General features: G+C 42.8%; 21 protein-coding genes. 12 read left to right on the top strand and 9 right to left on the bottom strand.

Annotated elements, in window-relative coordinates; all coding sequences use genetic code 11:
- Positions 1-2: 2 nt before the first annotated feature.
- Positions 3-1,661 (top strand): response regulator transcription factor, encoded by a 1,659-nt coding sequence (locus ASD24_RS04385; protein ID WP_056692011.1) that lies wholly within the window; start codon positions 3-5, stop codon positions 1,659-1,661.
- 119 nt (positions 1,662-1,780) lie between these two features.
- Positions 1,781-3,424 (top strand): extracellular solute-binding protein, encoded by a 1,644-nt coding sequence (locus ASD24_RS04380; RefSeq protein ID WP_056692007.1) that lies wholly within the window; start codon positions 1,781-1,783, stop codon positions 3,422-3,424.
- A gap of 98 nt (positions 3,425-3,522) precedes the next feature.
- On the opposite strand, the gene ASD24_RS29850 is transcribed toward ASD24_RS04380, so the two are convergent.
- On the bottom strand, positions 3,523-3,651 hold the full coding sequence (locus ASD24_RS29850) for a DUF4023 family protein (RefSeq protein WP_082560262.1): 129 nt from the start codon (positions 3,649-3,651) through the stop codon (positions 3,523-3,525).
- A gap of 219 nt (positions 3,652-3,870) precedes the next feature.
- Here ASD24_RS29850 and ASD24_RS04375 point away from each other — a divergent pair, with 219 nt between their 5' ends.
- Positions 3,871-4,629, top strand: coding sequence for a TrmB family transcriptional regulator (locus tag ASD24_RS04375; protein ID WP_056692005.1), 759 nt, complete (start codon positions 3,871-3,873; stop codon positions 4,627-4,629).
- Between the two features lie 204 nt (positions 4,630-4,833).
- Complete coding sequence (locus ASD24_RS04370; RefSeq protein WP_056692003.1) at positions 4,834-5,997, top strand: MFS transporter; 1,164 nt, start codon at positions 4,834-4,836, stop codon at positions 5,995-5,997.
- Positions 5,998-6,165: 168 nt separating this feature from the next.
- Here the strand turns inward: ASD24_RS04370 and ASD24_RS04365 are convergent, their stop codons facing one another.
- From ASD24_RS04365 to ASD24_RS04350, 4 genes are all read right to left on the bottom strand, one after another.
- Entirely contained in the window at positions 6,166-7,047 is an 882-nt protein-coding gene (locus ASD24_RS04365; protein WP_056692000.1) for a carbohydrate ABC transporter permease, read from the bottom strand.
- 17 nt (positions 7,048-7,064) lie between these two features.
- Complete coding sequence (locus ASD24_RS04360) at positions 7,065-8,024, bottom strand: ABC transporter permease (protein ID WP_056691997.1); 960 nt, start codon at positions 8,022-8,024, stop codon at positions 7,065-7,067.
- A 71-nt stretch (positions 8,025-8,095) separates the two neighbouring features.
- The gene (locus ASD24_RS04355) at positions 8,096-9,685 is read right to left on the bottom strand and encodes an extracellular solute-binding protein (RefSeq protein WP_056691995.1); all 1,590 of its coding nucleotides are present in this window, start codon (positions 9,683-9,685) and stop codon (positions 8,096-8,098) included.
- Positions 9,686-9,743: 58 nt separating this feature from the next.
- A complete protein-coding gene (locus tag ASD24_RS04350) occupies positions 9,744-11,495 on the bottom strand; it encodes a glycoside hydrolase family 2 protein (protein WP_235540343.1) in 1,752 nt (583 codons plus the stop codon).
- 135 nt (positions 11,496-11,630) lie between these two features.
- Between ASD24_RS04350 and ASD24_RS29845 the strand changes: the two genes are divergently transcribed.
- The 3 genes from ASD24_RS29845 (at position 11,631) to ASD24_RS04340 (ending at position 16,137) form a co-directional block, all read left to right on the top strand.
- Positions 11,631-12,467, top strand: a complete 837-nt coding sequence (locus ASD24_RS29845; RefSeq protein ID WP_082560261.1) for an AraC family transcriptional regulator — start codon at positions 11,631-11,633, stop codon at positions 12,465-12,467.
- A 2-nt stretch (positions 12,468-12,469) separates the two neighbouring features.
- Positions 12,470-12,592: a hypothetical protein gene (locus ASD24_RS31285; protein WP_268795308.1), complete on the top strand. Its 123-nt coding sequence runs from the start codon at positions 12,470-12,472 to the stop codon at positions 12,590-12,592.
- Between the two features lie 191 nt (positions 12,593-12,783).
- A complete protein-coding gene (locus tag ASD24_RS04340) occupies positions 12,784-16,137 on the top strand; it encodes a DUF5107 domain-containing protein (RefSeq protein WP_056691992.1) in 3,354 nt (1,117 codons plus the stop codon).
- Between the two features lie 352 nt (positions 16,138-16,489).
- On the opposite strand, the gene ASD24_RS04335 is transcribed toward ASD24_RS04340, so the two are convergent.
- Together ASD24_RS04335 and ASD24_RS04330 are read right to left on the bottom strand one after the other, a co-directional pair.
- On the bottom strand, positions 16,490-17,125 hold the full coding sequence (locus ASD24_RS04335) for a hypothetical protein (RefSeq protein ID WP_056691990.1): 636 nt from the start codon (positions 17,123-17,125) through the stop codon (positions 16,490-16,492).
- Positions 17,126-17,364: 239 nt separating this feature from the next.
- Positions 17,365-18,537 (bottom strand): MFS transporter, encoded by a 1,173-nt coding sequence (locus tag ASD24_RS04330; RefSeq protein ID WP_056691988.1) that lies wholly within the window; start codon positions 18,535-18,537, stop codon positions 17,365-17,367.
- 104 nt (positions 18,538-18,641) lie between these two features.
- On the opposite strand from ASD24_RS04330, the gene ASD24_RS04325 reads away from it, so the two are divergent.
- Positions 18,642-19,538, top strand: coding sequence for a LysR family transcriptional regulator (locus tag ASD24_RS04325; RefSeq protein ID WP_056691986.1), 897 nt, complete (start codon positions 18,642-18,644; stop codon positions 19,536-19,538).
- Positions 19,539-19,805: 267 nt separating this feature from the next.
- On the opposite strand, the gene ASD24_RS04320 is transcribed toward ASD24_RS04325, so the two are convergent.
- Positions 19,806-20,357: a TetR/AcrR family transcriptional regulator gene (locus tag ASD24_RS04320; RefSeq protein WP_056691983.1), complete on the bottom strand. Its 552-nt coding sequence runs from the start codon at positions 20,355-20,357 to the stop codon at positions 19,806-19,808.
- Positions 20,358-20,521: 164 nt separating this feature from the next.
- On the opposite strand from ASD24_RS04320, the gene ASD24_RS04315 reads away from it, so the two are divergent.
- Positions 20,522-21,448 (top strand): ketopantoate reductase family protein, encoded by a 927-nt coding sequence (locus tag ASD24_RS04315; protein WP_056691982.1) that lies wholly within the window; start codon positions 20,522-20,524, stop codon positions 21,446-21,448.
- Positions 21,449-21,701: 253 nt separating this feature from the next.
- Here ASD24_RS04315 and ASD24_RS04310 read toward each other — a convergent pair whose 3' ends face one another.
- Positions 21,702-23,126, bottom strand: a complete 1,425-nt coding sequence (locus ASD24_RS04310; RefSeq protein WP_056691981.1) for a glycoside hydrolase family 1 protein — start codon at positions 23,124-23,126, stop codon at positions 21,702-21,704.
- A 243-nt stretch (positions 23,127-23,369) separates the two neighbouring features.
- On the opposite strand from ASD24_RS04310, the gene ASD24_RS04305 reads away from it, so the two are divergent.
- From ASD24_RS04305 to ASD24_RS04295, 3 genes are all read left to right on the top strand, one after another.
- Positions 23,370-24,338: a LacI family DNA-binding transcriptional regulator gene (locus ASD24_RS04305; RefSeq protein ID WP_056691980.1), complete on the top strand. Its 969-nt coding sequence runs from the start codon at positions 23,370-23,372 to the stop codon at positions 24,336-24,338.
- Positions 24,339-24,550: 212 nt separating this feature from the next.
- The gene (locus ASD24_RS04300; RefSeq protein WP_056691979.1) at positions 24,551-24,844 is read left to right on the top strand and encodes a DUF3817 domain-containing protein; all 294 of its coding nucleotides are present in this window, start codon (positions 24,551-24,553) and stop codon (positions 24,842-24,844) included.
- 112 nt (positions 24,845-24,956) lie between these two features.
- On the top strand, positions 24,957-25,562 hold the full coding sequence (locus ASD24_RS04295; protein ID WP_082560260.1) for a pentapeptide repeat-containing protein: 606 nt from the start codon (positions 24,957-24,959) through the stop codon (positions 25,560-25,562).
- The last annotated feature ends 38 nt before the right edge of the window (positions 25,563-25,600 follow it).

Raw genomic sequence — 25,600 nt, 5'->3', positions numbered from 1 at the left:
ATATGCAGCGGATGCTTATTGTGGATGATGAACCTGTTATTTTGGATGGATTATATGCATTCTTTCAGAAAACAAATATTCATGATATGGAGATCATTAAGGCCTATTCAGCTTATGAAGCAATCGAATGGTTGAATTCGGTCAAAATTGATCTTGTGCTGAGTGACATTTGCATGCCTGGTATGGATGGCATGGAGCTTATCGATAAAATTGTAGATCGCTGGCCGAGATGCAAGGTGTTACTGCTCACAGGTCACAATGAATTTGATTATGCGCACCAAGCCATTCGTAATCCTTGTGTGGTAGATTACCTACTGAAAACGGAAGGTATGAGTCATATTCGTGCTGCTGTAGACCGGGCTTTGCAGCAACTTGCAGAAGAAAATGACTTTCGCTACCAGAATGCTTGGTTCCGCAGTAAGTTGCCTAGAGCTTTACCTCAACTGCAACGCCAACTGTTACTTGATGTCATGAAACGAACGGAAAGGTACGAACTGGCTTCGCTTCAAGAAGAATTGGATGCCGTGCAGCTTCATTTCCGATCTGAAGAGCCTGTTATTCCTATCATTATACGTGTTGAAGAGTGGAACACTTATCAATCTCATGCGGATCGGAGCCTGATTCGTTATGCAGTGGCTAACGTCGCAGAGGAGTTGCTCCAGGACAAAACGATTGTGAAGTCGGTTGATCTCGATCTACAAGTGATTGCCTGCATCATTCAGCCATCCGCTCAGGATGCACACTTTGCGACCAACCAGCAAGAGAAACGAGAGCAGACGCTCCGTTTCGTATATGGAACCCTGGAATCTGTGCAACAATCTTGTGCGGATTGCCTGAATCTGTCGGTATCCATTATGGTCAGTGATCAGGTGGTGGACTGGATGGAACTGAATACGGCGATCGCTCAATTGCGCTTGTCGGTGCATGCAGGCCCTGGACTTGGTATGGAAAAATTATTACGTGTGCAGGTGCAGCATGCACTTAATTACACACCCAATGTCGTAAACCGTCAGGCAGTTGCAGCATTGCACATGGATCAGATCAAAGCTCGGATTGTAGCAGGGGAGCAGGAGTGGATGGATTCGTTCGAGAAGTGGACGGAGGTATCCATCGAGGGACTACAAGATCCGTTCTTCCGCATGAAGATTTATACCGGAGCAGCGAATGCATTAATCGAAGTGCTACAAGAGATAGGATTGTATGAATCCGCGATGGAGGAAATGGAGTTGACTCAAATGTTGCATTTTGATATCCAAACGCCGTGGCACGAATTAGTTATCTTCTATCGATCGGCATTTGAATGGATTATTTCCAAAAGGAGCAATACACGTCTACATGATCAGTCTCAGATTCTAACGACCATTCATCTATATATCAAGCATCATCTAGCAGACGATCTCTCCCTGACTCGAATCGCTCAAGAAGTTTCATTGAATCCTTCCTATCTATCGCGGTGGTACAAACGGGTTACAGGTAATGGGATATCGGACTATATCCATGAACGGCGAATTGAGCTTAGTAAGGAATTGCTGCTAGGTTCTGCGTGTAAAATGCATGAAATATCCGCCAAAGTGGGCTTCAGTGATCAGCATTATTTCTACCGGTTCTTCAAAAAAGCTACGGGTTGTACGCCTCAGGAGTTTCGAGACCAAAAAAACTAGTGTATCCCTATCAAGTGGTCAATTAAAGATACCAGATGTAAACGGCGTCCACTCGAAGTGGTAGCGCTTTCTTAATAAAATGAACATATACCTCACGGAGGAGAAAAAGGGGGATTCGCATGAAAGTGTCATTTAAAAGATTCTCATTACTTACTTTATCCATGGTTTTGGCGGCAACACTCGCTGCGTGCTCATCGGGCGCAGGTAGCGGGGAGGAGGAGGCCAAGCCAAGTAATCAGCAAGATGCTGGAGGGCCGCTTACCAAATATGATCCACCGATTAAGCTCACCTCTACCATGAATGAGACAGGCAAAGAATCATTAGCTTCTGGAGATACACATGCCAAGAACATCTGGACGAGAGGCTACATGGATGAACTAGGCATTGACGTATCGTACGAATGGATTGTTCCTGATGCTAACTACAATGATAAAATGAACGTTACGCTCGCTAGTGGTGATTTACCCGATGTGTTGAAAGTTAGTGCTGTGCAATTCGAGCAATTGTATGAAGCAGGTATGATTGAGGATCTCACAGAGGTGTATGATAAATATGCATCAGATCTAGTAAAAGAATTTATGTCCGCTGAGGATGGAGCGGGATTAAAGCCGGTAACCAAAGATGGCAAAATATACGCCATGGTCAGTTTCCCGGGTTCACTTGATTCTTCCGACATGATTTGGATTCGTCAAGACTGGCTCAAAAACGTAGGGTTGGAAGCCCCAAAATCGATGCAAGATGTCATTAAGATTGCAGAGGCATTTACGTTTGAAGATCCGGATGGCAATGGAAAGGACGATACTTTCGGGATCGCATTGAACAAGGATTTACCGATTAACGCGTTCTTGCTGGGTTACCATGGATATCTGGAAACGTGGATTAAGGATGCTTCAGGTCAAGTCGTGAATGGAACCATTCAACCTGAAGTGAAAGAAGGATTGCGAGAGCTGCAAAATCTATATCAGAAAGGTGTCATTGACCCTGAATTCGGGGTTAAGGATTTTGCGAAGATGATGGAGGATGTGAACGCAGGCAAGTCAGGCATGTTCTTCCTGCCTCAATGGGCTCCGTTCCAGGTCAGCAGTATGATCAAGAAGGATAAGAACGTAGATTGGCTGCCGTATCCAGTGCAATCCATTGATACAGAACCTGCAAAGACACAAAATCACCTGAGTCTTGGTGGAATCTTTGCTGTCCGCAAAGGATATGAGCATCCTGAGGCAGTCGTTAAGCTGTTGAATTTCCAAGCAGAGAAGATGTTTGGCGAGTCTGCCAAGACCGAGCGTGAAAAATACCTGAATGGTCTAACCGGACTTGGTTTCCATAATGCAACGGTATCTAATCTTCCGGCGAACAAAAATGTAAAAGCTCAAGATGAAGTAGCGCAAGCGCTAAAATCAGGCGATACATCCGGATTAGAGCTGGAAGCCAAACTCTTCTATGATGATATTATGGATTACCGTAACGGCAATCTGGATAAATGGCATATGGAACGAATCTTTGGTCCAGAGAGCTCCCAGGCAGTCATTAAACATTATCGTGACAACGATCTGATTGTCATGAATGAGTTCATTTACGCACCGACAAGAACGATGAACACGAAACAGGCAACCTTGGATAAATTAAGAGCAGAAACGTTCTTGAAGATTATTTATGGTAATCTGCCTATCGATGAGTTTGAAAATTTTGTTGCCAATTGGAAAAAGCTTGGTGGCGACCAAATTACACAGGAAGTTAATGAAATTATTAATGCGAATAAATAATACATGCGTTAGAAAAGGATCTCTAGACAGAGATCCTTTTTTGTTTTTTTGATATGGTAAACCGGATTGAATCTTCATGTGCAGTAGATCTAACCTGTTTATTTATTCGTGCTGTGTTGCTTATTAGGCAGTTTGTCACCCGGCGTACCTTTGCCATTGTTTTTATTATGACGCGCTTTCTCGGCATTCTCGTTCACTTTTTTAACAAATTCCTTCGTGCTTTCCATGAATCAGATCAGCTCCTTAGGTATAAGGGAAATGTGCAACCTGGTGTTTAATATAACCAATGAGCCTGCATAATATGAGGATTCTACTGGTACAATGCCATGGCAGGAACTGGACAGAGGAAGGTTGGGCGACTAAACTGAAAGTACGACTAAACTTGAGAAAGTGCTATCATTCATGCTGTACTTTGTCTTAAGAGAAAGGATGCGAGAGATCGGTCCATGTTACAAAAATTCGGATTTACCCAATACGAAAGCCAAGTCTACGAGGCAATATTTGCTCAAAATGAACCCCTTGATGCGACATCTATCGTGAACCACTCAAATGTACCTAAAGCGAAAATATATGAGGTATTGAATCGTTTGATTGATAAAGGGGCAGTTCTCACAACCATGAACGGCAAGAAAAAGTTGTATTTGGCTGTGGATCTCCAGTCGATCATTCTCAAGATCAGAGCAGATTTTGAGAAGGACATTGAAGAGCTGAAGAGTTATAAGATCAAGCGAACGTATTCGGATGAACACATCTGGACGTTAAAGGACGAAACCTCTATAGCCTCCAATATAGAGCAGCTGATTGAAGAGGCCGATTCATCTATTTTATTGCTTGCCTGGAGTGAACAGATGGAGAAGTATCGTCCAATATTAGAGCAAAAAGAGCAGCAGGGAGTATACGTAGAAGTGCTTGCGGTCGGTGGATTGGAGACGTCGCTTTCCCGCAGATATTCCTTAATTCCGATGCTGGAGGGAAACCATCTCGAACCTTCTCAGTTGCTGATTGTGGATCATGCGTATTTGCTGTTTGCAGGGATTGAGAATGAGGCATGGAAAGCAATTAAGACGACCTCTAAACCGATCGTTAAAGCGCTAACAGATTATTTCTATCATGATATTGCGCTCACGCAAATTACGAAAAAGTATGGCGATCAGCTCTTACAGGATGAAGAGATTTCCAAGTTACTTGCCCGACTGATTTATTAAAAATGAATGACTTAACGAAGACTAAAGATCAGTTTGCAAATTAACAACTGTGAACATGATTGTGAAATAACTCTTGAACCAAGCAAGTGATCAAGGCGTCAATGTCATTTCTAAACTATTCTATTGCAGAATAGTTTTTTTTATTGAAATCTTTTCTCTCATGGGTTACTATCGTAGTTGTAACTTTTTAGGAGGACTCGGAACATGAATAAAAAAGTATATGTTTTAGCGATTGCGGCCTTTGTTGTCGGAACCGTTGAACTTATTTTGGGTGGAATTCTAGATTTGATTGCAACAGATTTACACCTGAGCTACGCAAAAGCGGGATATTTGATCTCTATATTTTCATTAGTTTATGCGATATCTGCACCTATTCTGTTGAATGTAACAGCCCGATTTGAACGTAAAAAGGTGTATTTATGCACATTAGTTGTGTTTCTAATGAGTAATTTAATCTCCGCGTTCAGTGTGAACTTTTACATGCTGATGGCAGGCAGGGCACTTGGTGCTGCAACGGGTTCATTAATCTTTGTACTTTCTCTGACTCTTGCTGCTCGTATTGTGGAACCACAATATAAAGGGCGAGCCGTTGGAATCATTACAATGGGGGGAAGTGCATCACTCATTCTGGGTGTGCCGCTGGGCATATTCGTAGGTAATATGGCTGGATGGCGAGAAGTGTTTATCTTTATTGCTATTTTGACAGCTCTAGTGATTGTTGCCATTAGTATTGCGATGGATCGTGTTCAGCCGATCCCTGTTGTACCGCTCAAAAAGCAATTGTCTGCACTATGGAATCCGCGAATGTTGGCAATTCATGCTACGACCTTATTAGTGCTTGCGGGTCACTTAACGCTGTATGCGTATTTCACACCCTTCCTTCAGGCGACGATTGGAGCTAGTTCTACGATGGTGACATTCATCTATGTCATGTTTGGTATTGCTGCAGTTGCTGGAGGAGGTATTGGAGGTTTGTTATCCGATCGGCTACATCCAGCCAAAGCAATCATTATTGTATTAGTTCCGTTTATGATTACGATGGCACTGATTCCAGTCAGTGTGGGGTTGCCTCTAATAGCTTTCTTACTGCTGTTGAGTATATGGAGTGCTCTGAGCTGGACGGTTACACCTGTGCAGAATAGTCTAATCATCAAAACTTCGCCCGAGACAGCAGATACGTTGATCAGTACCAATTCTGGTATTGCCCATGCGGGTATTGCGCTAGGAACTTACATCGGTGGCATGGTGATTGATCATTCAGCCATTCAACACACAGGCTGGGTTGGATCAATTCTAATTCTTCTTGGACTTGTTACAGCAATATATGCGATCACTCGCAAAGAGCATAGCGCTCGGGCTGTAGCCTAATAAGCGATATAGGTATAGCCATGCAGCGCGGTATACAGCAGACGTTATGGTACAAAGCAAAATCAAATGTCAAAAGGGACAACACATCTCGTTACGGATGGTTGTCCCTTGTTTTTGTTTTATGATGATGTTGCTTAACTGCTAACTCTATGAGGCTCTGTTATTCTGTTATTCTTTAAGTGCACCGATCATAACTCCGTGTACGAAGTATTTTTGCAGAAACGGATAAAGAACCAAGATGGGTAACGTCGATACAATGATTGTTGCGTACTTAATCGTAATGCCTATATCCATCCGATCACCGGTAGCTGCACCTGTCATCATATTGTCTGTGCTGTTAGAGATGAGGATCTCTCTGAGTACGAGTTGCAGTGGGAACAGTTCACGGTCACGTAAGTAGATTAGAGCATTAAAATAAGAGTTCCAATGCCCTACAGCGTACCATAGAATCATGACGGCAATAACTGGCATCGAGAGCGGAATAATAATTCGGGTCATAATGACCCAGTCATTCGCTCCATCAATGCGTGCGGATTCCTCTAAGCTCGCAGGGATGGTCTGAAACGCGGTTCGCATAATAATTAAATTAAATGAATTAATCGCTCCCGGCAAGAGTAGAGCCCAAGGTGTATTTAACATGCCTAGATTATTAATGAGAAGGAAAGAGGGAATGAGTCCACCACTGAACACCATGGTAATCACAATATAGAGCATAATATGGTTTCTGAAATAAACGTTACGACGGGAAAGAGCATAAGCGCCGAGGGTGGTCATAATTAGATTGATGGCTGTACCCGCTATGACATAGAAGAGCGTATTCCGATATCCTGTGAGCACCATAGGATTTTGTAGTACGGCTGTGTAAGCATCCATGCTAAATCCCTTTGGATAGAGGAGCATCCCGCGAAACCTGGATATTTCGGTTGGGTCGCTTATGGAAGCTAAGAGGATATAAATAAAGGGATATAGCGTAGCAAAACATAGCAAAAGCATAAAGGAGATATTAAACCATGAGAATATAGTTTCACCCAGAGAACGTTTATATTGCATTCTTCACGACCTCCTTATCACCAAAGTCTATGTTCACTTACTCGCTTGCTGACGGTATTGGCGAGTATAAGTAGAATGAAGCTGACGACTGAATTGAACAGGCCTACTGCAGCGGAATACCCAAAATCGGCACCAAGAATACCTTTTCTATATACATAGGTAGAGATGACATCAGCTGTTTCGTAAGTGAGCGGGTTGTATAGCAAAATGATTTTTTCACTTCCGACAGCAAGCATCGCACCTACATTCAGAATGAACAGAATTACGATCGTAGGCATAATACCTGGAATCGTAATATGCAGCGTTTGCTTCCAGCGCCCTGCACCATCAATACGAGCTGCATCATACAGCGTTGGATCAATGGAAGACATCGCAGCGAGATAGATAATGGAACCCCATCCTATACCTTGCCAGATTCCAGAGGATACATAAATGGAGCGGAACCATTCCGACTCTTGTAGGAATGCCGTGGGTTCTAAACCAAAAAAGCCGAGGAAATTATTAATCAAGCCATCGCGGGCAAAAAAGTCGACCATCATACCACCCACAACCACAATGGATATAAAGTGTGGGAGATAACTAATCGTCTGCACAACCCGTTTGAAGATCATGACACGAATTTCATTCAGTAACAGCGCTAGAATGATTGGGGCAGGGAAGGCAAAAAGCAATTCATACAGACTGATCATTAATGTATTACGTAGAAGTCTCCAGAAGTAAGGGCTTTCAAAGAAGTTCTGAAAATGAGCCAGACCAACCCAAGGACTGTTCCATACTCCATCTGCTATACCGTAATCCTTGAACGCAATCAACAGACCATACATTGGACCGTAATGAAAAATGGCATAATAAATCAAGACAGGAACAAGCATCAAATAGATAAAACGATTGCGAACAAGATCCTTTTTAATGATGCTTTTTTTGCTTTCATTAGGTATTGTGCTTGTTTGCACAGGGTTACTGTTTAATTCAGGCATGAAATTATCCCTCCCGGATGCCCGAAATAGGGCAGACGATCGTCCGCCATATTCCGGATGGTTAGCCATACCTATCGATTGTTGTATCTTTCCAAAGCGGATTGCTGAATTTGAATCGCTTCTTCGATGCCCAAGCCTTTTAACATCTCGACGTAGTTATCAAAGTTGTCGAGCGACTCTGAACCCATGATGAATTTCAGTACCATTTCATCTTTGAACGTATTAATATCGGTCATGATGGAGGAGTAGCGGCTACTGTCTTCCACAGAGATGCTAACGGGAGGCATTCGTTTGACCTGTGTTGTGTCTGACCACAATGCCATTGCTTCTTTTTGTTGTGGTTTTGTAGTGTACTGCTCCGTGTGACGTACATCCTGTACGAATGGCCCGGAGGTAGCACCCATAATATGCTTTCGGAAGGCTTGGGAAATGGGAAGTCCGTCAGGATTTTTCAAAATAACATCCGTATACTTGGGCGTGCCATCCACCAGTGTATAGGTTTCACCTTCTTTACCAAAGTTCATGATGCGTTTGCCTTCCTCACTGTACAGGTAGTCCAGGAATTTCACAGTGCCAATCACATTTTGATTACTACCTGTGATGGCTGCAAAGATATCCGTGACGGGATTATCCATATGTCCGAATACAGGCTTTTCCCCTGGATTTAGCGTTGGGTAGGGGGTTCCGACGATTTGAAAATCAGGCTGGCTCTTCGCCATTAAGTCCATATATTTTCCGATTCCGCCATTGAGAAATAGCACCGCCGATCCCACCTGATCGCCTGTGATTTTAGCGTCTGTCATTTTGGCATCGTTGGTTGCAAAATCCTTGTCGAGTAAACCTTCTTTATACCATTGATTCATGGTGGTCAAGTATTCCTTGTAGCCAGGTTCAATCGGGCCGTATTTGACAGTCCCATTATCCTGGAAGAAATCATTAGGGGTGCCAAATGCACCTGCAAAAGCTAGCTCGCCTGCCGGCATAAGGATTGGAATTTCGTCGGCTTTGCCATTACCGTTAGGATCTTGTTCTTTGAACGCTTTCAAAACGGTATACCATTCGTCAATGGTCGTTGGCGTGTCGAGATTCAACTTATCCAGCCAATCTTGACGGATCGCAGGCCCAAGGAAAACTTGTTGGGTGACATCTTCACGGATGAAAGGGAAGCCAATGATGTCCCCGTTGTCAGTAGAAGCCATTTTTCTCCACTGAGGATTATCTTCAAGAAGTTTCTTCAGGTTTGGAGCATATTCCAAGTAGTCATTTAAAGGGACAAGCTTCTTATCTCTGATCGCCTTCTGCGCTCCACCAGGGTAAGCATTCCAACCATAATCAACAACATCAGGCAGCTTGTTTGATGCAACCATTAAGTTAAATTGCTCTCCGAGTTGGCCTTGCGCTGGGTGTTGGAATTCGACCTCTACGCCGGTTTTTGCTTGAATTTCCTTCCAAGCCGTCACTTCTCCATAACTTTTCATAATCGCAGCGGCATCGGGGAACAAGTCAACCCAATACGTAAGTTTGGTTAAGGGTTGGTCTGGATCTGTTTGCTTGGTTAAATCGGTTTGTTGACCACTACACGCGGCTAAAGTCGTTGTGAATAGTACTGTGATAATGAATACAGCAGTATACCTGTTGAACTTTTTTGTGTGCTTGATCATAAACCCATCGCCCTCCTGATTATCCTTAATGATGTTTATATCATTGGAATGACGGTATCTAGTTCAGTGTAGAACCCCAGTTGTACGGATCGTTATGGTCGGTGTAAATCCCCTTAACCACACGATAAGCAAGTTTGGGTTTTCGATATTCGTTAACCAGCCCCTTGTTATTGAAGGAGCGTGCCCTGTCTCTAAAGTGCGGTTGATGGCTTAGGAGTTGACCACGCGTATCAGCGAACTGCCACACATAAGTTCCACTAATCTTAGGATCGCTTCGGAAGAGCTTCAGCGACTTGCCGAGTAGATCAGCCTGATAGTCTTCGCTGAATAAGCGTGGTTCCCAGCCAGAATCTCCATAGACTCCCGCTCCGCCGAATTCAGTCATAAGCACCGGGGTATGTTCAGCTCCATATTCGTTGCAACGCTCATGAAAGACTTGGAGCATTTCTTCGAACTCAACATGACCGAAATACCATCCGCCATAATAGTTAATTCCAATAACATCGAATAGTCCAAGACAGATATCAGTCATAGGGTGCATCGTGGCAAAAGCGACAAGTCTAGATGAATCTTTTTTCCGAACGAGCTCAGTCATTTTGACGGATAGATCATAAGCCTGCTGAGAGCGTGTATCGATCTCGTTATGAACAGACCAGAACAGGATTGAAGGGTGGTGGAAATCTCGTTCGATCATCTCATCCATCATGGTTAACGCGCGTTCCACGAAGAGAGGATCATCCGTTTCCTTGGCGGGAAAAGCAGCACCCCATATCGGTATTTCACTCCAGAACAGGATGCCTTGCTCATCAAGCAGGTCAATCCAGTATTCACTCTGAGGATAATGTGACCCACGTACTGTGTTACATCCCATCTGGCGGATGATATCCAGTTCCTTGGTCATCAATTTGTTAGGAAAAGCGAACCCCCACTCGGGATGCTCTTCATGCCGGTTAACACCCTGTAAGTATAGCTCCTTGCCATTCAGTATAATCTTCTTGTCACGGGTCTCTATCGTGCGGAAACCCATGCGATCAGTCAGATCGTCCTGTCCAACGACTGCTCGAAATAGGTACAGGGTAGGGTCTTCGGGTTCCCAACGTTGAATGTCTGACCATTCTTGTTCCAGCAAAAGTTCCGTGCTTCCGTTTGCTGGTAAGAAAGCGTTCTCATTTTGAAAAAAATCATTGTTCCGATAGAGTGAAACAGGGACTTCGAGGGGTTTATCAGATAATGAATTAAGCTTAAGTAAAATTCGGACATTTGCGCTAGAATCGCCTGTCATTTCATAGGTAATCCGCATTCCCTCAACCCATACATCTGACAAACGTTGTATCTCTACTGGACGGATGATCCCCCCGTAATGAAACCAATCTACAATATGATAGGGCAACGTGTTCGTTCCAAGTGTACTGTCTGTGCGGACAATGAGTTCGTGTACACCGGAAGTAACGTTAGGAAGTGTAAAGTCAAACGGAGTGAATCCACCATAGTGATATCCTAAATGCTGGCCATTCCAATAGACATCGGCATGCCCCATTACAGCGTGAAACAGTAGACGCAGGTGACTAGGATTATCAAGGGTTACCCAGGTACGGTACCATGCCACACCTTCGTATTCGTATTTACCGAGCTCGTTATTCCAACAACCTGGTACAGGTACACGATCAGGATTGGCAGGGAAATTCGTATTCCACCCTTCGGTTATTCCGACATCGTCCTTGTCAAAAACGAAATCCCATAATCCATCAAGCTGTTGCGAATCCCTAAGTCGATGCTGCTGAAACGTTCGAATCATAATCATCATCTCCATTATATTTTTGCAATAGAACATCTTGGATGGTCTGTATGTTGGGAGTGTAGCATTCGAACCAAGGTAGCGACAATGGTAAAAACAATCTTCATCATTTGTCAAAAATGATACTATTATAGAAAGGGGGATTATGATATGGACTATGCTTTGGGAAATATGGTAGTGCACATCCATTGGGTACTTGCCAAGCCACCACTGCCAGGATGGGAAGATATTAGGCAGACGGTAACGGGGCATACCTTTTATTACATTTACAGTGGGAAGGGAACGTTTCGTTGTGAGGAGAGAGATATCGAGGTTGGCGGAGGAACATTAGTATACCTATGGCCGGGCTTGCCTCTATACATGAAATCGTCTGATGCACATCCACTTCGTATGACAATGATTCTGTTCGATTGTGCCTCGCTTATTAAAAATGAAAATGAATGGGATAAACCTACGCCGATTGAGCGGTTGAGGCTTCCATTTCTGATGCCTCTGCAAAGTGAGCGTACGAGCAGGATAGGGGAACAATTCCGGGAAGCAGAGAGGGAATGGGTGCCTGGAGATCTGGTGCGAGAGGCTAGAGTAAAGTCAGTCTGGTATCGATTGATACAAGAGATCCATGAAGCCGCTGAAGCAGGAGGAAGGCACAGTGATGAGGACGGAATAATAGAGGCACTACGAGATTTCAAAGGGAAGTTAGATACAGAATTTGCTACCGAGTTACGGATCACCGAATTGGCTGAGCAGACGGGATTCTCACCTGTTTATTTACGGAGAACTTTTGCAGCCCGGTACGGGTGCAGCCCCAAGGAGTATCTGAATCAGCTTCGTAATGAGCATGCAGTTCGCCGGCTCCGGTTCACCAGTGATTCCATCTCCGATATCGCTAGAGCATGCGGCTATTCGGACGTCTACCAGTTTAGTAAAACGTTCAAGAAACGCAACGGGTTGTCTCCTACCGAATACCGAAGCGTGCATGAAAACTAAGGTTGAACGACGAAGAATCTGAGGAAATTTTTATGGCTGAGTATGCGGCTCAGCCTCTAATAGGTACACATCGGCAGATTTCCGAGAGTGCAGCAGATGGAGGATATGAGCGGGACAAGCGCTAGGTTTTACTCACGAAATTGGCTTGTTATTTTTTATAAAGAATATTTTGAATGTATTCATATAATCCTTTATTAATTGGGGCTCTTCCAAAATTACATACAAGAATATAGTCCATTAACTACCGACTTTCGTTAATTGTTTATAGGCTAATATAGCATTAAATTAAAGCTATAAATAGTAAGGAGGATCACATATGAGTACAAATGATTCATCATCGGCTGTATCTAATCAGGTTCGTGTTTGGGAGGAAAAAGTTGAAATCCCTACCTACGGAACGGGTAAACCCGACAAAAATCCCATGTTTCTGGAGAAGCGAGTATACCAGGGTAGCTCTGGACGAGTATACCCACTTCCGGTTATTGATAAGATCCTGGATGAAAAAGTATCTCAAACCTATTCAATGGCTATTCTCGAAAATGAATATGTTCGAATCGAGATCATGCCGGAAATTGGCGGTCGAATCTACCGTGCATTAGATAAAACAAACAATTATGATTTCGTTTACTATAATCGTGTCATTAAACCGGCACTTGTTGGACTTGCTGGGCCATGGATTTCAGGAGGCATCGAGTTTAACTGGCCGCAGCATCACCGACCTAATACATTTGGAGCTGTACAACACACGGTTACGGAGAACCAAGATGGTAGCGCTACGGTGTGGGTTAGTGAGATCGATCGAATGTACGGTACCAAAGTGACGACAGGCTTCACATTGCATCCAGGCAAAGCCTATATCGAAATTACTGCACAGATGTACAATCGTACGTCTGAACCGCAAACGTTCTTATGGTGGGCAAATCCTGCCGTAGCAGTGAATGACCATACTCAAACGGTATTTCCTCCAGATGTGACAGCTGTATTTGATCACGGAAAACGAGATGTGTCGAAATTCCCTATTGCTACAGGTACGTATTACAAAATGGATTATTCTGAGGGTGTCGATATCTCTAGATACAAAAATATACCGGTTCCTACTTCATACATGGCGTACAAGTCTGACTATAATTTTGTGGGAGGTTATGACCATAGCGTCCAGGCAGGACTGCTGCATGTAGCCAATCATCATGTTTCACCAGGTAAGAAGCAATGGACATGGGGGAATGGCGAATTCGGTCAAGCTTGGGATCGAAGTTTAACGGATGAAGATGGACCTTACATTGAGTTGATGACTGGTGTATTCACCGACAACCAACCTGATTTTACATGGCTCCAGCCGTATGAAGAAAAGTCGTTTACCCAGTATTTCATGCCTTACAAAAATATCGGAGTTGTTAAGAACGCTTCCATCGATGCTGCAGTAAATTTGGAAGTGAATGAAGCGCTGCGAGTTGCGACAGTCATGGCCTATGCAACATCTGTATTTGAAGGCGCAACAGTCGAATTAAAAGGGCATAAGCGTACGTATGTAACGGAGAGTGTAACCCTTTCTCCAACGTCGACTTATAAAACGGTGATTACGTTGGATGAAGGAGATCAACCGCATGACTTAACTTTAACGGTGAGGGATTCTGAACAGAACTTACTCATCAGCTATAGACCAGCCAAGCCATCCATTGAACAGATTCCAGATGCCGCGAAGCCGTTGCCTCTTCCAGAAGAACTGAAAAGCACAGAACAATTGTATCTTGCCGGACTTCATTTGGAGCAATATCGACATGCTACCTTCGAACCGGAAGACTACTATCAGGAAGGCTTAAGAAGAGATCGTACTGACATCCGTCTGAATGTCGCTTATGGTACGCTGTTGCTTCGAAGAGGAGAACTGGAAGAGGCGGAAACCCATTTCCGTACGGCTATCCAATCATTGACCTGGCGCAACCCTAATCCATACGATAGTGAAGCTTACTACCAACTTGGCTTAACGCTTCGACTTCAAGAACGAAATGAAGAAGCCTTCAAGGCATTTTATAAGGCAGTGTGGTCTTCGGCTTATCAGGATAGTGGTTACTATGCATTAAGCCAGATTGCATCCGAGCGGGGAGCATATCTGGAAGCGCTAGATCTGGTAGAACGTTCACTGGTTCGTAATGCTAGAAACTACAAATCAAGATTGGTGAAAACGGCACTGCTTCGCAAATTAGGCCGTCACGAAGAGGCCATTGCTTTTGCCGATGAAACGCTAACGATGGACATTGCAGATTTCGGCGCGAGATACGAAAAATTCATGAATCTTGAAGCAAAAGCTAAAAGCGAGGAGGCTCATGCCGTACAAACTGAGCTACACCAGTTCATGCGAGATGATGCACATAACTTCTTGAATCTGGCTTGGGATTATGCAGGAAGTGGCTTTTTCGAGGAAGCAGCTCATGTGTTAGAAGAAATACGCTCGTTACAGGGTGGATCGACATATCCAATGGTTCATTACACACTGGCTTATGTCTATGACAAGTTGGGACAGAGCGATAAAGCAGGGCAAGTACGTAACCTTGGAGAGAAGGCTGCTCCGGATTATTGTTTCCCGAATAGCCTGTTCGATCTGAGCGTATTGCTGCATACGGTTAACCAAAATCCATCAGATAGTAAAGCGCATTATTATCTAGCAAACCTTTATTATGATAAAAAACGAGCAGAAGACGCCATTCATCATTGGGAAATCTCTATTCGTCTTGACAGTACATTCGCAACAGCACACCGCAATCTTGCGTTGGCTTATTACAATAAACAAAATGATGCAGATGCTTCATTGAAATCGCTTAACCAAGCATTTGAATGTGATCAACAAGATGCCCGCGTTTTTTATGAGCTAGATCAGTTATATAAAAAGACTGGCGTTTCTGCACAGGAACGGTTGACGAAACTTCAGAAACATATGCATCTTGTCGAACATCGTGACGACCTTTATCTCGAATATATTACGTTGCTGAATACTTTGGGCAACTATAATGAAGCCTTGTCATTGTTGTTAGGTCGACGTTTCCATCCTTGGGAAGGGGGAGAAGGGAAAACAACAGGACAATATACGCTTGCGCTAGTTGAGCTTGCGAAGCAGGAGAACAAACGAGAATCGTATCAAGATGCTATTTCACTTCTACAGCGGGCATTCCATTATCCTGAGAACCTTGGTGAAGGGAAGCTCGAAGGCGCACAAGAAAACAATGTGCACTATGAACTGGGTCTCGCCTATCAGGGACTTGGCAAGCAAGAAGAGGCCATCGTCCATTGGAAACTTGCCTCAGAGGGGTTAGAAGAACCTGCTAGTGCGATGTATTATAATGATCAGCCGCCAGAGATGATATTCTATCAAGGGCTAGCGTGGGATCAACTGAACAATTCAAAAGAAGCAAAGCGTCGCTTCAACAAGCTGATTGATTATGCAGAAAGACATCTGTTTGATGATGTTAAAATTGATTACTTTGCCGTATCGTTACCTGATTTTCTGGTATTTGAAGACGATCTGAACAAGCGTAATCAAACCCACTGCCTGTTCATGCTTGGTCTTGGATTACTGGGTCTCGGTAAAAAAGAAGAGGCCAAAAAACGATTCAATGAAGCGATACAGTTGGAACCTAACCACCAGGGAGCCAGAATTCACTTGGAATTATGCTAAAGCATTAATGTTCAAGGCAGCACAACGTGACTGAAAGCTATTGTAGCTAGAATCGTTAAAAGGAGTGAACTCCGGGACAACCAGTTCCGGAGTTTCATTTGTATTGCGGTTTTAGGAGGAATCGATGAAATCGTGATCAGATGAATGTGTAGACTAATACGTTATCAAAAGGAGAGATTTTATGCCGTTAATCGATATGCAATTAGAATAGCTGTACCAGTATCAAGGTAGGAATCCTCTTCCGACGATCATCAGCTTCCCGTCTATTTAAGGCGTATCGGCGTGCACTGGGGACGTACATTGGTGGCACGGTTATTAGGATTCATCTATCTACACACTGGTTGGGTTGGTTTTATGTAGATGTTCCGTTCAGCCAAACGTTCTTAAAGGTAGGGGGATCGTTGTACAAAAGTTCGGAGCGCTCCAGCTTCAACATCCAGAAGTTTGGCTGCCAACGCGTACAGTCTGGCTCCAGATCTATAAGATTTTGTAAACCAGTCTCAGCATCGAAAGGTATGAGATCAATTAACTCTTTCTTATGAAAAAGTGCGCTAAATCCATGCTCAATCGAAAGCCTATTTTGATTAAAAAAGTTGACGGAATAGTATGAAAATTGGTCTTTGATATAACTAGGATGAATCTGAAGGAGCGGAGAACCTAAGTAGTTATGAATTTCTTCTTTATGACTGAAATGGATAGGATCAAAGTTATGTGTTTCCTCATCATAGACTTCATAAGCCATTTTATTGCTATTTTGCCATGCGAGCATACTTTCCAAAAAGATATGATATATTTCCTCAAAATGTTCTTTTACATAATCGATACTGTTTAGAGCGGTTATACATAAAGGCTGTTCTGCTTCATCAATAAACGTATTCAGGGTATACAGATCTGTTTGAAATAAATCTTTTGAAGCTTGAACCTCTATCGTGCCTTCCCAACAATAGTGTTTTTCATCATACTGAAGCTGATCAATTGTCTCGTCCATAACTCACCTCTCATTGTTTTACATAGTTCTAGTTTACATCAGCGTCTGTAATATAGCACCCACTCCAATTTGTGATGGATTCGACGCAGATTAATATATGAGGTTATGGGAAACGTTATTGCGGTTAGAATAAAAAACGAATAAAAAACAGTCGATCTATGTGATCAGCTGCTTTATTCGTTTGGTGTTCCATATAGCCGAAACTTAAAAGGAGTAGCTATTTTACGATTTCAATGATTTTATCCTACATTTTTAGAAGATGGTTCGGTAAGTTTCCAACCTAAGAATATCACAATGAATCCAATACCAATTAACAAATACATCGTGGGGAGGAAGCTGCCTGTGTAGTCATATAGTAATCCAATGATAAAAGGACCAACTGCACCTATCATATACCCAATGGCTTGTGTCATGGCTGACCACGTACTTGCCTCAATGGGGGAGTTTGTTTTATCAATGGGTAATAATAAGGTTAATGAAACAAGACCACCGGCACCAATTCCTAAACAAATACTTGCTACAACAGGTGTAATATTTGTAAAACTCAGAAGAGCTAAACCTATAATTTCACTAAGTGTGAAAAATGTAATCCAGAATCTTCGACTCGGAACGGCTCTTAAGAGAAGAGGTAACAACAGCGTAGCTGGCAACTGTGCAATCATCGAAATGGTACCTGTAAGACCGGCATATGATGAAGCATATCCCTTATCTTCTACAATTGCTGGAAGCCAAGCTGCAAAACAATAGAACAAAAGAATGACAATTCCGACAAAAGAGGTTAATAACCACGCTTGTTTATTTTTTATTGGTAAGGAAGCTCTGTTTTGCTGAGCTGTTTTATATTTGAGCGTATGGGGATGCCTGATAACCCTAAACCAAAGCGGGACAGCCATGAGTGCAAATATAGACCAGAAGCCTAGTCCGATTTTCCACGAATCATTATACCAATGTTGTATAGGTGTTGTTAGCCCTATTGCAATCGATGCACCAACGACCATTGATGTAGAATACATACTGATCATAAGCGGCACTTTATCTGGAAAGTAACTTTTGATAAATCCAGACATTAATGGACTTACAATACCGATCCCTGCACCAATGAATAAAGCGGTAATTAATAGATATATGGGAGAATTCGTAAAGAACCTTAGAAATGTTGCAATACCAATGCAAGCAATGAAGATCGCAATAATCTTTTCAGATTGATAACGGTTGGCTAAGCGCCCAGCAAATAATGAGCACAACCCAATACATAATAAAGGGATTGAAGTCAGTAAACTGGCTGAAGTTGAACTCATGCCTAAGTCATCGGTTATACCGTGTAAGACTGGGCTGATTGAAGTGATCCCAGGTCTAAGATTGAAAGAAGCTAGTATGAGTGCGAAAAAGAATAACTTGTAACGAGTTGCCATGCACGAAATACCTCCTGTGAATTCTTGATGAAATATTTTCTTTTATGTTACATTGAATTTTACATATTATAAAATGCATATTTGTTATGAAGGAGATATCATAAATGGTATGGAATGAGACTCAAATTCAACTCTTAGTTAAGATATCGGAAACAGGGAGTTTTACAAAAGCAGGCGAAGAATTGCATATGACGCAACCAGCAGTAAGTCGCATTGTGGCAGCTGTTGAATCCGAATTAGGTACAAAGTTGATTGTGAGAAACAAGAGAAAGGGAGTGGTTTTTACTGATGTGGGAGAACGTATATTAATTCTTTTTAGAAATGTCCTGGGTGAATTGCAAAAAGTGGATGAATTAGTTGCAGCCGAGAAAGGGTTAGAAATTGGAAAAGTTCATATAGGAGCTTACCCTACAGCATGTACAAGGTTTATCCCCAAAATTATACGCACAATGGAAGAAAAGCATCCAGGTCTTGAAATCAAGCTTTCGGAAGGCAGTGTGGATCAAGTTAAAGAATGGTTACGAACTAGATCTGTTGATGTAGGAATAACGATATCTCCAGACCATGACTTTGATATTATTCCATTAGTGCAGGATGAGTTCATTGTAGTTATTCATTCAAACCACCCTTTAGTTCAGAACGAATTCATACAGATTCCTGAATTGGAAGGTGAGAATTTAATTCTTGGAAGAGGTGGATATGAGGCACCAGTACATGCGATATTTAATGAGTTTAAAATGAAACCTAAAGTACGGTTTGTAGTTGATCATCTCGATACAGCACTCAGTATGGTCAAAGAAGATTTAGGGATTATTATTACAACTCGAGGAGCGCTCTCATCTCTACCGGAACAAGTAATATTACGTGAATTAAAGCCCAATATGTTCAGAGATATTAATATAGCCGTGCCAGACATGAATGACATATCCAATGCTACAGATGTTTTCATCCAAACAGCATGTTCACTTTTTAGCGATAAAACGTCTAAACGAGGGATATAAAGTGGTAAAAATGAGAAGCAAAGAAAAACAAGAGGAAAACGTAGATAGAAGATATCAAAAGGTGACCATAAAATGTATACAAAAAAATTACAAGTCACTACTATAGTGACTTGTTTCATTTATTTAACACGAACATAATGAGCTCACTCTGCTTTTGAAACCGTCCATCTGCCAAAGATCGGCGTTTTTTTTGTTGTACATGAATTAGTGGTTATAGAAGTAAGGAGAGATATTGGTGGCTAGACGATCGTGCATATAAGGAAGTCTTCACCATAGCTGCAGCCTTGCTTCAAGAATCTTATTCATCTGTTCGACCATCTCTTCTGGTGTATACGGCATGGATTCGACCACCCACCACTCAATCAATCCTGTAATGGAAACGGATAAAAATTGGGCGAGTACATCCCTATGAATATCGCTTTCTAGTTTCATATGGTTCACCACCATAGTGACATTCCCCTTAATCATCTGTGTCATACGGTGTCTGAACGTGGGAATACCTTTGTTCGTAATCAGTACGCTATAGATCGCTGCATGCTCCTTCAGATACGTGAACGCACGAATGAACAGATCCCGGGACAGTTCGGTGGTGGTTCCTTCCTCCGGTATACAACTGTCAGCTAACATCATCAGATATGTATCCACGCTCTGCTCTAGTAAGTCGTATTTATCCGTAAAATGCAAATAGACTGTTCCCCGGTTGACATTGGCTCGATCCGCAATCCCCTGTATCGTAACTTTCTCAAAATCCTGCTCTCCTAACAGCTCAATAAACGCTTGCATAATCATTTGTCTTGATCGCATAATGCGTCGATCCATGGTTTTTCCCTTCTTTCTTGAACACATCCAGTGTTCAATGTTCAATTTTCAACAAAAGCGAATGTGATTAGCCATTGCGCGTGTATCGTTCTCAATGATACCTTGATTGTAGTACACAGGTGTTAGATATACAACAACTGTTAATTATGTGAGGGGGAATTCTATTGAAGATACTCGTGTACGGTGCGGGTGTGCAGGGAAGCTATCTAGCGCATGTCCTCGTTCAAGGGGGGCATGACGTGACTGTGTTAGCAAGAGGCAAGCGAGCGGAGGAATTGGAAAACGAGGGAGTCGTCATCCGACATTACCTTCAGCGTAAGACAACGGTTGATTCCGTTCAGGTGATTCGTACATTAGAACCGGAAGATGTGTATGACTTAATCTTCGTCATGATGAAATATTCCGACTTCGAGGCTGTGCTGCCGATCCTCGCGGATAACGATAGCCGCCATATCGTGCTAGTCGGTAACAATATGGATACATACGCGATGCAGGACTATTTAAGCAAATCTAAGAGATCACCTAAACAGGTTGCTTTTGGGTTCCAGACTACTGCTGGTACACGTGCTGACGGAAAAGTTATTTGTATCCGTGGCGGCCACGGGCAGATGGTCATCGGGGGATTGGATGGCACGATTCCTTTCCGTTCCCTACTGGAGCAGGCATTTATGCGAACCAAATACAAGCTTGATTTTCATGAACAAATCGATGCTTGGCTGAAAAATCACATGGTGTTGGTTGTGCCGATGAACATGGTCATTCTATTCCATGGCTTTCAGATGAAAGAGGTTGTGCGTGATGACAAGCGCATGCGTCAGATGGTGGCGGCGATGGGGGAGGGCTTCCGTGTATTAGATTCATTAGGGTATCCGCTAATTCCTGCGGGGCAAGCATCGTGGATTACCAAACATCCTCACTTCATCCGCTGGGCGCTAAAGCTTTTCTTAGCGCTTCCGGTTAGTCGATTGATTGATGGAACAGTAGTAGAGCTCAAGGCGTTGAATAACTCATTTGCAGGTTGGAGAACTTTATCCGATGTGTCCACACCGAACTGGGATGCGTTAGAAGCAGAGTTGCTTAGCCTATCATAATCCTGATCCAAACCATATAAATTTAGTGCAATAACAGGTGATTGATGACAGAAACGATAGATCAGCTTCAGTGTGTTCAATATGTTAGGTAGCTGTAGTTCAACTATAGCAAACGTAAGGTTGACAGATAAAGAAAAGCGCAAGCAACGGGGTTGATTTCACCGCGAAGCTTGCGCTTTAATACAATTTCTTGAAAATTCATGCACTTCTATACGCTGAATCAACAATCGTCCAGCGATGTAGTGTACATTAATTAACGTTTCAAGCTTTTTCCGTTAGTGCTAATGATATCTTTGTACCAGTGGAACGATTTCTTACGATAACGTTCAAGCGTACCTGATCCATCATCATGACGGTCAACATAAATGTAGCCATAACGTTTTTTCAGTTGAGCGCTAGAAGCACTCACAACATCGATACATCCCCATGAGGTATAACCCATGACTTCAACGCCATCTTCGATCGCTTCAGCAACCTGTACTAGGTGATCATTCAGATATTCGATACGGTAATCATCTTCAACCGTTTTCTCACCATCAGCGCCGGTAATAAGCTCGTCCACAGCACCAAGTCCATTTTCTACGATGAACAATGGTTTTTGGTAACGATCATAGAACATGTTCAATACATAGCGAAGTCCTTGCGGGTCAATCTGCCATCCCCATTCGCTTGCTGCGAGATATGGGTTCGGAACACCTCCGAGCAAGTTGCCTTCACCTGCTTTTTGTTTCTCCGGATCAGCTGTTTGGCAGATACTCATATAATAACTGAAGGAGATGAAATCAACCGTGTTGAGCAACATTTCCTCGTCGCCAGCTTCCATTTTAATCTCAATACCTTGTTCACGGAAATAACGTTTCATGTATCCTGGGTAACGACCTCTTACGTGTACATCACCGAAGAAATAGTTGCTATGCTCGAATTCCATCACTTTAATCATATCATCTGGATTTGGTGTTAATGGGTACGTAGGCATGCTAAGGATCATACAGCCAATCTGTGCACTTGGAATGATCTCATGACAGAGCTTCACAGCAGACGCACTCGCTACCAATTCGTGATGGATCGCTTGGAACAAGTCTTGCTTGCTCAATTTTTCTTTTGGTGTGTAGATACCGCCACTCATGAATGGAGCTTCAAGGATGGAATTGATTTCGTTGAATGTCAGCCAGTACTTAACTTTGTTTTTGTAACGTTTAAATACTGTAGTAGCATAACGCTCATAGAATCCAACCATTTTACGGTTAACCCAGCCATCATACTCTTTGGAGAGATGTAGTGGTGTTTCATAGTGGGACAGAGTTACCAACGGTTCAATTCCATATTTAAGACACTCGTCGAAGAGATCGTCGTAGAATTGCAGACCTTCTTCATTAGGCTCCAATTCATCACCTTTTGGGAAAATGCGTGACCATGCAATAGAGGTACGGAATACTTTGAAGCCCATTTCGGCAAAAAGCTTCACATCTTCTTTGTAGCGATGATATAGATCGATGCCGATCAGTTTCATATTATCTTCTGTTGGTTCTTCTGTGATTGGCCCCATGATACCTCTAGGAGCTACGTCCTGCGTGGACAAGCCTTTACCACCTTCATTGTATGCACCTTCAGCTTGGTTCGCGGCGATTGCGCCACCCCACAAGAAGTTTTCTGGGAAGTTAAATTGAGCATTACTCATTCTGTATCACTCCAGTAGTCAAATTGGTTAAACGAATAAAAAGTGATTATTGCCTGAAGCACTTGAAATGAAATCAAGCAACAGGCTGATAAAAAAAGCTTAAACGTTGTAACGGGTTACACGTCAAGTTTTACTTTTGACCTTTTGTTGAGGCATACTATATATAGCATCAGTGATATTATTAATCCCAATTCCTTAGGCGAACATTCTGCAACATGATGAGCGGGAAGAAAAGGAGTTCAGATGTCCAAGTTCGATGAAATTATGAAGCGATCTGGTTATTCGAAGGCAACCGTTTCACGAGTGATCAACAACTCACGTCACGTTAGTGACGAAGCGAGGCAGAAAATAACTGAGATTATGAAGCAATTAAATTATATTCCTAATCGAAATGCCATTTCGCTATCAACAGGGCAAACGAAGCAAATCGGCATCGTCACATCCACATCAAATGCCATTATTTTATCTTTTATGAATCAATTTATTGATACAGCGATGGACTTTGGATTTCAAACGCTGATTTATACAACGCGTGGAGATAAAGATATTGAATTAAAGGCTTTTGAAGATCTGCGGAGTAAACGTGTGGATGGGTTAGCGATCATCGCATGTGTGAACGATCCTGAGAAGTTGAAAGCTTATCTTGAATATGGCCCTATCGTTTCATGGCAACGCATGGGGAATAACGAGATTCCGTCAGTCGCAATGGATCAGGCTGAGGGGTATATTCTTGCATTAGAGCATCTGGTATCCAAAGGGTACACGCGAATCGCCAACGTATTCGGTCGGGCAGATAGCATAAATACGCAAAGTCGCAGAGCGGCTTATGAGACATTCATGGCAAGTAAAGGGTTACCTGTGTTGAAGGAGGCTTATCAATACTGGGTATTTACTTCGTCAGATGGGGAAGAAGCGATGCGCAAAATGGCAAAAGCACCCGAACTTCCGCAAGCTGTATTATGCTCCAATGATTATGCAGCAATCGGCATTTTAAGTGAAGCGCGCAAACTACATATTAGCGTACCGGATCAACTCGCAATCGTTGGTTTCGATGATGTAGAACTGGCTCGTGTACTCGGAATCACGACGATACATAATCCGATTGCGGAACAGGCAACCCAGGCATTTCATCAATTATGGGCTGTGCTCGGCAGACAGAAGGTGGAGCCTGAGCCACTCACATATCGATTAATTGAACGTGAGACTACATAATTAGTCTGAACATCTGATTATTCCAATCAGGTGTTCTTTTTGTTCTTTAATTATTCAAATTTGAAGTAATTCATTATTGAAGACATGCGTTATACTGAACAGGAGTTTCAACTGTATGGGGATGGGTAAACAGTGATGCTCAAGTAAGCGTGCGATGTTACAAGTTACATATTTCACAAACTGTAAACAAAAGAAAGGTGAGATTGGATGTTATGAAGACCATTACCGGCCGTTTTAGAATCGCAGGCATTTGGGAAGGGATTTCCTTCTTATTATTGCTTTTAGTTGCAATGCCATTGAAGTATTTTGCAGACATATCCTCAGCTGTAGCTGTGGTGGGCATGATTCATGGAATTCTCTTTCCGCTGTATCTCATTGCGCTAGTGCATATTGCGATCGTACATAAATGGAAGCCAGTGCGCTGGTTCATGGGTGTGCTTGCTGGATTTTTACCTTTTGGAACCTTTGTATTCGAATCGTATCTTCGTAAGAGAGATTGGAAGTAAATAAAAAAAGAACCTTGACATTCATCTGTATTTCGGCGGGGACTTGACAGGGGTATGGTATAGTTGAAAAGTTCAAGTGTTACTGAAATATGATAGATTGCAGGGGGATACCGTGTATCAATACAAGGATCAGGAATATGATGAAGTGCAATTTGATGGACGCGATTTACGTTACGGAGAGCTCATAAGCTGTGTGTTTATAAGATGTACATTTATGAACGCAGAAATGGAAGAAATTGAGACAAGTCATTGTCGTTTTATTGAATGCGACTTTCGAGGTGCGACACTGAATGGTTCATTTCATACCGAATCTGCCTTTGAGAATTGTAAGTTTAGTGGAGCGAATCTATTTGTCTCCAAATTCACTTCTTGCAAGATGACAGGCTCTGACTTCTCCGGAGCGCAGATCGATGGTGTTAGTATGCTTAAAGGAGATTGGTCGTATACGAATCTAAGGCATGCTAAGCTGGGGAAGCAGGATCTAAGAGGCATTCGTTTCTATGAAGCGGATCTCACGGATACCGACTTGGGGAAAGCTGATCTGAGAGATTGCGATATGTCCAGAGCGACATTAACCCGAACCAAGCTTGTAGGAGCCGACCTTCGAGGTGCTAATCTAGAAGGAATTGATCTGAAATCCATGGATGTAAAAGGTGCACGGATGGACAGAGAGCAAGCGGTTCTGTTTATGCGCTCATACGGGGCTAAGGTTGACTAGAAAGCCCAATGGATAAGGAGTAGCTCAGTCGCTAGTAA

It is taken from the genome of Paenibacillus sp. Root52, assembly GCF_001426865.1.
In the GTDB taxonomy this organism is placed as follows: domain Bacteria; phylum Bacillota; class Bacilli; order Paenibacillales; family Paenibacillaceae; genus Paenibacillus.
The sequence above is the reverse complement of the archived record's forward strand: the minus strand, read 5'-3'. Positions and strand labels throughout refer to the sequence as shown.